Source organism: Nonomuraea deserti (genome assembly GCF_004348685.1).
In the GTDB taxonomy this organism is placed as follows: domain Bacteria; phylum Actinomycetota; class Actinomycetes; order Streptosporangiales; family Streptosporangiaceae; genus Nonomuraea; species Nonomuraea deserti.
Map to the genome: position 1 here is coordinate 15,978 of NZ_SMKO01000131.1, position 11,613 is coordinate 27,590.

General features: G+C 72.7%; 8 protein-coding genes. All 8 read left to right on the forward strand.

Going from position 1 to position 11,613, the window contains the following annotated elements:
• Window positions 1-51: 51 nt before the first annotated feature.
• Window positions 52-1,227 carry a bifunctional cobalt-precorrin-7 (C(5))-methyltransferase/cobalt-precorrin-6B (C(15))-methyltransferase gene (locus tag E1292_RS34290; RefSeq protein ID WP_132600879.1) on the forward strand — a complete coding sequence of 392 codons (1,176 nt, stop codon included), beginning with the start codon at window positions 52-54 and terminating at the stop codon, window positions 1,225-1,227.
• Window positions 1,228-1,297: 70 nt separating this feature from the next.
• Entirely contained in the window at window positions 1,298-2,143 is an 846-nt protein-coding gene (locus E1292_RS34295) for a sirohydrochlorin chelatase (RefSeq protein ID WP_132600861.1), read from the forward strand.
• A gap of 292 nt (window positions 2,144-2,435) precedes the next feature.
• Complete coding sequence (gene cobT / locus E1292_RS34300; RefSeq protein ID WP_132600864.1) at window positions 2,436-3,527, forward strand: nicotinate-nucleotide--dimethylbenzimidazole phosphoribosyltransferase; 1,092 nt, start codon at window positions 2,436-2,438, stop codon at window positions 3,525-3,527.
• Between the two features lie 17 nt (window positions 3,528-3,544).
• Window positions 3,545-4,558 (forward strand): agmatinase, encoded by a 1,014-nt coding sequence (speB, locus tag E1292_RS34305; RefSeq protein WP_132600867.1) that lies wholly within the window; start codon window positions 3,545-3,547, stop codon window positions 4,556-4,558.
• Between the two features lie 81 nt (window positions 4,559-4,639).
• Window positions 4,640-5,872, forward strand: coding sequence for a uroporphyrinogen-III C-methyltransferase (gene cobA, locus E1292_RS34310; RefSeq protein WP_132600870.1), 1,233 nt, complete (start codon window positions 4,640-4,642; stop codon window positions 5,870-5,872).
• A gap of 992 nt (window positions 5,873-6,864) precedes the next feature.
• A complete protein-coding gene (locus E1292_RS54260) occupies window positions 6,865-9,393 on the forward strand; it encodes a GTPase (RefSeq protein ID WP_246090529.1) in 2,529 nt (842 codons plus the stop codon).
• Window positions 9,390-11,012, forward strand: coding sequence for a GTP-binding protein (locus E1292_RS34320; RefSeq protein ID WP_132600873.1), 1,623 nt, complete (start codon window positions 9,390-9,392; stop codon window positions 11,010-11,012). The genes E1292_RS54260 and E1292_RS34320 overlap by 4 nt, the downstream gene beginning before the upstream one ends.
• A 137-nt stretch (window positions 11,013-11,149) precedes the next feature.
• Window positions 11,150-11,613, forward strand: a 464-nt coding sequence (locus tag E1292_RS34325; RefSeq protein ID WP_132600876.1) for a single-stranded DNA-binding protein, incomplete at its 3' end; no start/stop codon positions are given.

Genomic DNA, 11,613 nt, shown 5'->3' on the forward strand with positions numbered 1-11,613 from the left:
GTGAAACCACCCGGTAGCCGTCACCCTTGAAGGGAGGGACGGTGAGGCGTGATGATCACGGTGGTCGGCTGGGACGGATCGGAGTTCTCCCCCAGGGCGGCGGAGAAACTGCGCGAGGCCCGGCTCGTCATAGGTCCCGACGCCATCCTGGGGCAGCTCAAGCTCTCCGCGCCGGCCGTGGCCGACGGCTCGCTGCTGGAGACCCTCGACGACCATCTCGAACACGGCGAAGGGCCCGTGGTCGTGCTCGCGGAGGGAGACCCGGGCTTCTTCGGCGTCGTACGCACCCTGCGGGCCCACGGCGCCAAGCCGACCGTGCTGCCGGCGATGTCGCTGGTCACCCGCGCCTTCGCCTGCGCCGGGCTCAACTGGGAGGACGCGCTCGTCGTCGCCCCGTCAGGCCCAGGCGAGCTCGGCCGCGTCGTCAACGCCTGCCGCGCCCACCCCAAGGTGGCGCTGATCGTGGCCCCCGGCGTCGGTCCCGGCGAGGTCGCCAGGGAACTGGCGCCCACCACGCCGCGCGCGCTCCTCGTGTGCGAGGACCTCGGCGGGCCCGACGAGCGCGTCACCCACAGCCGCATGGGGGAGGCCACGACCCGGCCGTGGAAGGACCCCGACGTCGTCCTCGTCGTCGACCCGCTCCACCAGCCCAGGGAGCCGAGCTGGGTCGCGGGGGCGCGGCCCGGGCCGGCCGAGTGGGCGCTGCCGTTCGAGGGCGCGCTGCCCGCGGAGGCCAGGGCGTACATCCTGGCCAAGCTCGGCCCCCGCCTCGGCGACCTGGTCTGGGACGTGGGCGCGGGCGCCGGCGAGATCGCCGTCGAGTGCGCCAGGCTGGGCGCGGCCGTCGTGGCCGTCGAACGCGACGAGGAGTCGTGCGCCAGGCTGCGCGCCAACGTGCTCGAACACGGCGTCAAAGTGGCTCTGACCAGGGGACAGGCGCCGCCGGCGCTGGAGCCGCTGCCCGATCCCGACGCCGTCTACGTGGGCGGCGGCGGCCCCGACGTCATCGTCGCCTGCGCCGCCCGAGGCCCCCGCTCGCTCGTGTGCGTGGTCAGGAAGTTCGAACAGGTGCCCGCCGTGCTCGACCGCCTGCGCGAGCAGGGCTACCGCGGCGAGGGCACCCAGATTCTGGCCTCGAGGCTGACGCACGACCCCGACGGATCGCACCACCTGACCGCCGCCGAGCCGGTTTTCGTCGTGCACGCGACACCCGCGCACACAACGTGACCTGTTCCCTACCGCTGTGCATCGGTTATCCTCGCGTGACTTTGTCTAGCGCACCGGAGAATCCCTCACAATGAAGCCGCCGCTCCTGCTGATCGGGCAGGGCTCACAGGATGACGCCTACGCCGCGGAGTTCGGCAGGTTCGTACACCGGCTCCGCTGCCGCCTCGACCAGACGGGCGCCGACGTCTCGGGCGGCTATCTCGAGCGCGCCACGCCCCGGCTGAGCGACTCCGTCGCCTCCCTGGTCGCCAGGGGGCACCACCGGCTCGTGGCGCTGCAGCTGAGCCTCAGCAGGGTGAGCGACGACTTCCCCGCCGCGATGGCCCGTGAGCAGCAGCGCCACCCCACGCTGATGTACGACTACGGCCGTCCGCTCGGCCCCGACCCCCGGGTGCTCACGCTGCTGGCCGAGCGGCTCAACGACGCCGCCACCGAGATCTCCAGGCCGCGCGCTCTCGAACTGGCGGGCGCCAGGCCGCGGCTGCGGGCCGTCGACTCGCTGCCCGTCGAGGAGCACCACGCGCACGTCGAGCCGGGTGACACCGCTGTCGTCCTGGTCGGCGAGGGCTCGACCGACGCGGCCGCCAACGCCGAGATCCACCGGGTCTCGCGGCTGTTCTGGGAGACGCACGCCTACGACTTCATGACCGTCGAGACCGCGTTCGTGTCCGTCACCCCACCCGGTGTGCCCGGCGGGCTCGAGCGCTGCCGCCGGCTGGGGGCCAAGCGGGTGATCGTGGTGCCCTACCTGCTGTTCGCCGGCGGCCTGCTGGAGCGCGTGTGGGCGCAGGCGCTGGCGTACGGCGCGGGGCACCCCGACCTCGACATCCGCTGCGCCGAGGTGATCGGCGACTGTGAGACTCTGGCGGACGTCGTGATCGACCGATACGAGGAAGCACTCCAGCTCGTCCCGTGACCGCGGGTCCGCGGCCTTTTGACATAGGTTCACACCAGCTAGTCCCGCGACCGCGGATCCACCGGCTCGTCCGGTGGCCTGCGATCACACAATGTTCGTCTTGTGGCTTCAGGGCCACACCGGCTCGTCCCGTGGCCTATGGTCACAGCGTTCGTCGTCTTGTGGCCTCAGGGCCACACCGCTCGTCCCGTGGCCCATGGTCACACAACGTTCGTCCTGCGGCCTCAGGGCCGCACCAGCTCGTCCCGCTCCCGGAGGTCCACTCCAGCTCGTCCTTTGACCGGAGGTTGCCGTGCTCGCAGAGACGCTCGCCGCGATCCGCCCCGCCGACCAGCGGGCACTCGCCGAGGCCCGCGCCCACCAGGACCGCCTCACCAAGCCCCGCGGCTCGCTCGGCGCGCTGGAGGACGTCGCGATCCGGCTCGCCGGCGCGGCGGGCGCCTGCCCGCCCCCCATGCCCTCGCCCGCGGCGCTGGCCATCTTCGCCGCCGACCACGGCGTGCACGCCCGCGGCGTCTCCCCGTGGCCGCAGGAGGTCACGGTGCAGATGGTCGCCAACTTTCTTTCCGGAGGCGCGGTCGCCAACGCCTTCGCCGCCCAGGCGGGCGTGCCGGTGACGGTGGTGGACGTCGGGGTCGCGGCCGACCTGCCCGACGCGCCCGACCTCGTCAAGCGCAAGATCGCGTACGGCACTGCGGATCTGTCCCGAGGGCCCGCGATGACCGTCGACCAGGCCGTCAGGGCGCTGGAGGCCGGCATCGTCGTGGCCAGGGGCCTGGTGGCCGAGGGCGCGCGCTGCCTGATCGCCGGCGACATGGGCATCGCCAACACCACGGCCTCGGCCGCCCTCGTCTCCGTCTTCACCGGCAAGGACCCCGCCGAGGTGACCGGCAGGGGCACCGGGATCGACGACGGGACCCACGAGCGCAAGGTCGCCATCGTCCGCGAGGCGCTGCAGGTCAACGGCCTGATGCGCGAAGAGCCCCAGCCCGCCGCCGTCGGATCGTCGCCCAGCGAGGCGCTGCGGGCCCTGGCCGCCGTCGGCGGGTTCGAGCACGCCGCCATCGCGGGCTTCATCCTGTACGGCGCGGCGGCGCGCGTGCCGGTGATCCTCGACGGCGTGATCGCGGGCGCGGGCGCCCTCGCGGCGGCCGCGCTCGACCCCGCCGCCACCGACCACTGCGTCGCCGGGCACCGCTCGGCCGAGCCCGGCCACGCCGCCGCGCTCGACCACCTCGGCCTGCGCCCCCTGATAGACCTGGAGATGCGGCTCGGCGAGGGCACCGGCGCGCTGCTCGCGCATCCGATGGTCTGCGCGGTCGTGCGGATGATGCACGACGTGGCCACGTTCGACGCGGCAGGGGTGACCGAGAAGCCCGTGTGACACCCGGAGGTGAGAGCTTGTCCCGCTACGGCCCCATGTACGGCCCTGACATCACGTTCCTCGGCGTCGACCGCTGCGACGTGGCCGATCCGGCGAGCTACGAAGGCGCCGACGTGGTGATCGTCGGTGCCCCGTTCGACGGGGGCACCTCCAACCGCCCCGGCGCCAGGTTCGGGCCGATGGCGCTGCGCCAGGCCTGCTACCTGCCGCACGACGGCTCCAGGCCCAGCCTGGCGCTGCGCGTCGACGCCCTGCGCGACCTGCGGGTGCTGGACGCGGGCGACGTCGAGTGTTACTCGGGCGACGTGGAGGGCTCGCTGGCCGCGATCGAGGAGGCGGTGCACCGCGTCGCCGCCTCGGGCGCCGTCCCGCTGGTGCTCGGCGGTGACCACACGGTCGCGCTGCCCGACGCCAGGGGCACCGCCAGGGCGTACGCGCCCGGCCGTACGTCGATGATCCACTTCGACGCGCACGCCGACACGGGGAACATCTCCTTCGGCCACCTGTACGGCCACGGCCAGCCGATGCGGCGCCTCATCGAGTCCGGCGCCATCCGGGGCGACAGGTTCCTGCAGCTCGGGCTGCGCGGCTACTGGCCGGAGCCGGAGACGCTGGACTGGATGGCCGCCCGGAACATGCGTTCGTACGAGATGACCGAGATCGTCGCCCGAGGGCTCGAGGAATGCCTCACCGAGTCGTTCCAGATCGCGCTCGACGGCTGCGACCAGGTCTTCCTGTCCGTCGACATCGACGTGTGCGACCCAGGTCACGCGCCCGGCACCGGCACGCCCGAGCCCGGCGGGCTGACGGCCAGGCAGCTCCTCGACGCGGTCCGCAGGATCTGTTACGAGCTTCCCGTGGCGGGGATGGAAGTGGTGGAGGTGGCGCCGCCGTACGACCACGCGGACATCACCGCCTACCTCGGGAACCGGGTTATCCTTGAGGCCTTGTCAGCGATGGCCAGACGCCGCAAGGACGATCAGGGCGGGCCGCGCTGGGATCCCCGTCAGCCGCTCCTTGACGGTCGTTAGCCCGCGCGCAGCACTTCGACGCAGTGACAGCCGGTAGGTTTTACCTCCTAACACAACCTTCGCGAACGGGAGATTCCCCCCATGGGTCCCTACCTCCTCGGCCTGCGGCTTTCCGGCCGCCGGGTCCTCGTGGTGGGCGGCGGGCGCGTCGCGCAGCGGCGGGTCCCCGCGCTGCTGGAGGCCGGCGCGGAGGTCACGGTCGTGTCGCCGGGCGTGACCCCGGCCCTCGACGACCTCATCGCCGCGGGCAGGGTCACCTGGCACGCCCGGCCCTACGAAGTCGGCGACTGCGACGGCGCCTGGCTCGTGCAGGCCTGCACCGACGACAGAGCGGTCAACACGGCGGTCGCCGCCGAGGCCGAGGCCAAGCGCGTGTGGTGCGTGCGGGCCGACGACAAGGACGCCTCCGCCGCCTGGACCCCGGCGACGGGCCGCGTCGACGAGATCAGCGTGGCCGTCACCGCGGGCGGCGATCCGCGCAGGGCCGCCGGCATGAGAGACGCCGTCGTCGGCGCGCTGCGCGACGGCACGGTCGACGCCCGGCGCAACCGCACCAAACCCGTTGGCGTCGCCCTGGTCGGCGGCGGGCCCGGCGACCCCGGCCTGATCACCGTGCGCGGCCGCCAGCTGCTCGCGCAGGCCGACGTCGTGGTGGCCGACCGGCTCGCGCCCCGCGCCCTGCTCGACGAGCTCGCCCCTGACGTCGAGCTGGTCGACGCGGCCAAGGTCCCCTACGGCAGGGCGCTGTCCCAGGAGACGATCAGCGAGCTGCTGGTCGACCGCGCCAGACAGGGCAAGTTCGTGGTCCGGCTCAAGGGCGGCGACCCGTTCGTGTTCGGGCGCGGCGGCGAGGAGATGATCGCCTGCGCCCACGCGGGCATCCCGGTGCTGGTGGTGCCGGGCATCACGAGCGCCGTCGCGGTCCCCGCCGCGGCCGGGGTGCCGGTCACGCATCGAGGCGTCAGCCAGGAGTTCCACGTGATCTCCGTGCACGTGGCGCCCGACGACCCCAAGTCCACCGTCGACTGGCCCGCGATGGCCCGTTCCCAGGGCACTCTGGTGCTGATGATGGCCGTCGAGCGGCTCGCGAAGGTGGCCGATGCACTCGTTCGAGACGGACGTGCCCCGGAGACTCCCGTAATGGTGGTGCAGGACGGTACCCTTCCGACCCAGCGGGCGGTCACCGCTTCGCTTTCCACCGTGGCCGACCGCGTGTCCGCGGCTGGGATCCGCCCGCCGGCGATCGTCGTCGTCGGTGACGTCGTGAGGGTCGGCCAGGAGGTCGAGATGGTTCGAGCGGAGCGCTTGCCGTGAACACGGCCATGGATGACGGGCGGCAAGAGTCACCCGGGGAGCAGACGATGAGCTTCCGCCCGGTGACTGACGATGACCTCGACGAGGTCCGGGACGACAGCGCCCCGGAGGGGGCGCGAGAGGAGCCGGAGGCGGTGGACAGGCGCGCACGTGAGCCGTCGGCCTCGCAGAAGCCTGCGGCGGCCGAGAATCCATCCATTGCGCTCGAGACCGCCGAGGAGCCGTCAGGGCGGCCGTCCCTGTTCGAGAAGCCGGCCGCCCTGCGCGCGCCTTCGGCTCCTGACGACTCCGGCGCCGCCGAACGCCCCTCCCTCTTCGTCAAGCCCGCCTCACTCGGCGGCCCGGGCCCGCACAAGACCCCCGCGCCTCATGACGGCCCTCCCGGCCGCGGACCTGCCGCCCGCGAAGAGCCGCCCGCGGACGAGGGGTCCCCCGACGGCGGTGGCCTGTTCGCCCCCAGACGGGCCGCCCGTCCCGCGCCTGGGTCCGGTCCCGGCTCTCAGACTGGTCCGGGGCTTTCCGGCGGTGGCCCCGGGCTTTCTGGCGGTTCCAAGTCTCAGACGGGCTCCGAGCCGGGGACCCGTTCCGGGTCTGGGTCCGGTTCCGGATCTTCTGGCCGTTCCGGGCTTGAGGCCGGTTCCAACCCTGAAGCCGGATTCGAGCGTGGAGCCGGATTCGAGCGTGGAGCCGGATTCGAGCGTGGAGCCGGATCCGAGCGTGGAGCCGGATCCGAGCCTGCGGCGCAGGACGAGCCGCCCGCGCGCCCCAGCCTCTTCACGCGCAGGCCTGCCGTCCGGGGCAGGCCGGGAGTTCGGGATACGTCTTCCGCAGGCGCTGCCGCCGGTGACACGGAGGCGGAGGGGTCAGGCGGGGACGCCCCGGCCCCGCCGGAGCGCGCGGTTACCGCGGAACGCGCCACCAGGGAGGCGCCCACCGAGGCGGCAGCCCGAGACGAAGCGGCAGCACAAGCCCGCGATGGGCATTCTCCCGGCGTGAAGCCCGCCACCGAGCCCGTCGGGGCGCAACGCGCCGACGAGGAGTCTGTCGGTGGGAGGCCCGCCGGCGAGGAGCGCGTCAGCGGGAAGACCGGCAACGACGAGCCCGCTGGCCACGAGTCCGTGCAGGAGGAGCCCGTCGGGGTGCAGCCTGCTGACGAAGAACTCGCTGGCGAGCAGACCACCGATGTGCCGCCCTCCGGCGAGGGTTCCCCTGCCGGCCGACCGTCCGGCAAGCGTTCCTCCGACAAGCGTTCACCCGGCGGACGGCGGCCCGGCAAGCGGACCACCGGCGGGAGACCGTCGAATGAGCCGCACTCGGGCGAGACGCCGGCCGACGAGCCGGAGCCTCAGATCGGCGACGCACCGCGGAACGGGAAGCGCTCGGCAACGACCGACGCCGACGAGAAGCCCGATGCCTCGGTGGCGGGTGACGAGCTCGGCGCGGTCGACGTGCCCGCGAAGTCCGGCGTGCCCGCGAAGTCCGGCGTGCCCGCGAAGTCCGGCGTGCCCGCGAAGTCCGGCGTGCCCGCGAAGTCCGGCGTACCAGGAGAAAGCGGCGAGCCGGGAGCGGCCGAAGAGCCGGAGCCGACCGCTGAGGCGGCGGCGATCGGTGACGCGGGGTCGCGCGGTGGTTCGGAGAGCGTCGGCCGTGCTGCGACCGGCGGTGGTTCCGGGACCGTCGGCCGTGCCGCTACCAGCGGTGCATCCAAAACCGTCGGCGGTGCCGCGACCGGTGGTTCCGAGGCTGTAGGCGGTGCCGCGACGGGCGGTGAGGCCGGAAAGAACGTCGACGCGGTGGCCGAGGCCGGCGGCGACGAGGCGGTCAGCGAGGCCGAGCAGGCCGGGGGTCAGGAAGCGGGCGGCCAGGCGGCCGGTGAGGAGTTGCCGGCGGAGGCGGCCGAGACGCTCACGACCGCGCTCGACACCCTCCGCGAGAGCGTCGCCGACCTGCACTTCGGGCTCGACTTGCCCGGCGTGGAGGAGGCCAGGCAGGCACAGGCCGATCTGCTGGCCCAGCTCGAGGGCTACGTGCTGCCCAGGGTCAGGACCAGCACCGCTCCCGCGCTCATCGTGGTCGCGGGCTCGACCGGTGCCGGCAAGTCCACCCTGGTCAACACGCTCGCCGAGAAGACCGTCTCGCGCACCGGCGTACGCCGGCCGACCACCGGCACCCCCGTCCTGGCCTGCCACCCGGACGACCACGAGTGGTTCGCGGAGGGCGAGTTGCTCGGGGGCCTCCAGCGCCTCGACGCGCCCACGCCCGACGCCGGGCCGGGCAGCCTGGTCGTCGTCTCGACCGAGAAGCTCCCTCAGGGCGTCGCACTGCTCGACACTCCCGACATCGACTCCGTCGTGGAGGAGCACCACGACATCGCGCACCGCATGCTCGACGCCGCCGACCTGTGGATCTTCGTGACCACGGCGGCCCGCTACGCCGACGCCCCGGCCTGGAATCTGCTGCGCCTGGCCAAGGAGCGCGGCGCCCGGCTCGCCATCGTGCTGTCGCGCGTGCAGCCCCGGTCCGTCGACGTGGTGCTCAAGCACTTCGTGCGCATGCTCACCGAATACGGCATGGGCGACATCGACAGGTTCGTCATCAACGAGGCGAAGGTGACGGACGGCAGGCTGCCCGACAGCGAGGTCACCGAGTTGCGGCTCTGGCTCGCCGAGCTCTCGGTCGACGAGGAGCGCCGGGCGCAGGCCGTACGCGAGACGCTCAACGGCGTGCTGGACAGCTTCCGCACCCGCGTACCCGCGCTGGCCAAACATCTGGAGGGGCAGGTCGCGTTCAGGACCGAACTGCGCAGCGACGTGGAGGCGGCCTTCCGCAGCGCGTTGATGGAGATCGACAAGGCGTACAAGAACGGCTCCCTGCTGCACGGCGAGGTGCTGGCCCGATGGCAGGACTTCGCCGGTTCCGGCGACCTCATGCGCTCGCTGCAGCTGCGCAGGCGCGGAAAGGCGGCCAAACAGGCGCCCGAGCGCGTGCTGGCGTTCAAGGCGGCGATCCGCACAGGCCTCGAGTCGGTGATCGTCGCCGCCGCCCACCGCGCCTGCGAGGAGGTGGTGGCGCGGTGGCGGCACCGTTCCGAGCTGGGCGCCAAGATCTCGGAGGGCCTCGACAGCCCTTCTGACAACCTCATCCGCCACACGGGCCGTGCCATCGCCTCCTGGCAGGATCACCTGGGCGAGCTCGTACGCACGGAGGGCGTGGCCAAGCGGTCGGTGTCGAAGCTGGTCTCGTTCGATCCCGACTCGCTCGCCCTGATCTTCATGGTCGCGATGTTCAGCGGGAGCAACGGCGAGGGCGTGCCACATCGGCTGGTCAACGCCCTGCTCGGCGCCGAGTCCCTGCGTGGCATCGGCGCCAAGGCGCTCAGCGACCTGCGCGCCAGGATCAGCATGCTGTTCGACGAGGAAGCCATGCGTTACGTGAAAGCGCTCGACTCCGCGGGCATTCCCGACGAGTCCGTCGCGACCCGCCTCTACCAGGCAACGTACAACCTCGAGGTCGCTCGATGACCACCACGACCACCAGGCCGGGGCTCGCTCCGCGGTTGACCGCGCTCACCAAGGTGGTGGAGCTGGGCCCGGGGCGGCTGGACAAGAAGCTGCTCGACGAGGCAGGCGGGCTGCTCCTGCGGGCCGGAGACCGGCTCAAACTGTCGTCCGAGCACACCGTCGTCGCCCTCGCGGGCGGCACGGGCAGCGGCAAGTCGTCGCTGTTCAACGCGATCTCCGGGCTTGAGCTGTCGCCCACCGGCGTACGCCGGCCGACCACCGCCCGCACCCACGCCTGCGTGTGGGGGCTGGAGGGCGCAGCGCCGCTGCTCGACTGGCTGCAGATCCAGTGGCGGCACCGCTTCTCCCGCGCCAGCGCCCTCGACAAGGGCGACAGCCAGCTGCACGGGCTCATCCTGCTCGACCTGCCGGACCACGACTCCATCAGGGCGCTCACCGACACCGAGGCCGACCGGCTCATCGGGCTGGCCGACCTCGTGGTGTGGGTGCTCGACCCGCAGAAATACGCCGACGCCTCCACGCACCGGCGCTACGTCACGGACCTGGCGGGGCACGACGCGGTCACCGTGTTCGCGCTCAACCAGGCTGACCGGCTCACCACCGAAGAGCTGGCCGAGCTGGTCATCGACCTCAACGACCTGCTGCGCCGCGAAGGCGTCGACCACCCCAGCGTCGTCCCCACCTCGGCGGTCACCGGGCGGGGCGTCGAAAGCCTCAAGAGCGTCATAGCGACCGCCGTCTCCCGGCGGCGCGCCGCCATCCAGAAGCTCGAGGCCGACCTGCACCGCCTGGAGCAGCGCCTCGGCGAGGCCATGCCGCTCGGCCAGGCGCTCTCCGCGCCGTCGTCGGTCGACGAGGCTCGCCGGATGGGGCTGACCGACGCGCTATGCGACGCCGTGGGCGTGCCCGCGGTGGGTGAGGCCATGGAGAACGTCTACGCGGAGCGGTCCGGCCAGTGGGTCGCGTGGCCGTACCCTCGGTTGTTCGCCAAGCTGCGCCCTGATCCGCTGAAGGCCCTGCGCCTCGAGGATGTGAGCGCGGAGATCCGCGGCATCACGACCGGTTCCGTGAGCGCCCAGTCCGCCGAGGTCGCCAACGCCGTGCAGGCGCTCGCCGACGGGCTCTCCGTCGGGATGCACCCGGTGTGGCGCTCCGCGGTGCACCAGGCCGCCAGGTCGCGCTCCGGCCAGCTCCCGCAGGCGCTGACCGAGGACCTCACGGAGGTGGCGCCGCAGCTCGACCGGATCCCCGGCTGGTGGCGTGCGCTCAAGGTGTGGCAGTACACCCTGGTGGCGGCGTTCGTGGCCGGGGTGGTCTGGCTGGTGGCCGGGCTGCTCATGCCGGGACAGCTGCCGCCGCAACTGGAACTGCTCGGCGACGGCGCGGCGCTCCCCTGGGTGGGGCTGATGATGGCCTCGGTGCTGGGGCTGGGGGCGCTGTCGGGCATCGCCGCACGCAACTTCGTCGAGCTGGGCGCGTCCCGGGAGCGTGAGCGGCTGGAGCGGGAGATGAGGCGCAGGGTTGCCGCCGTGTCCGCGACGATGGTGGTGGAGCCGGTCGAGCGGGAGCTGGGCCGCCATCACTCCTTCTTCACCGCGTTGCGGGACCTTTCGGTCTGACCCTCCGTCCACAGGCTCTCCCGCCGCCCTTCCCTCTGTCCACAGAACCGCGTTCCGTACGCCGCCGCCACGCCTCCCCACGGCACGCTGGGCCCCAGATCGCGGGCACCCGGCCCGCCACATGGGGAGGCATAGGGATGAATGACATCTACGTCACGCTGACCGGAAACGTCGCAGCAGAGCCGAGGCAATACAGCTTCGACGAAGGCACCAAGGTCACCTCGTTGCGGGTGCTCACCTCACACCGCTACTTCGACAGGAAGACGGGCCAGTGGACAGACGGTGAGAAGGTCTGCTTCACGGTTCGCTGCTGGCGCGCCCTGGGAGACAACGTCGCGGCCTCCATCCACGCGGGCCACCCCGTGGTGGTGTCGGGCAAGCTGCGCATCCGCGAGTTCGGCGCGGAGGGCGACCGGCGCTTCGTGCCCGAGATCGAGGCCAGCGCGGTCGGGCACGACTTGCGCTGGGGCACCGGCGTCTTCGCCAAGCCGGAGCGCGGCGGCGGGCTCGGCTCGATGAGCAAGGAGATGCGCGAGCGCCTGGACGAGGAGACCCGCGACTGGGCCATGGGCTCGCGCCCCTTCCGGCCCCTGTCCCGCCC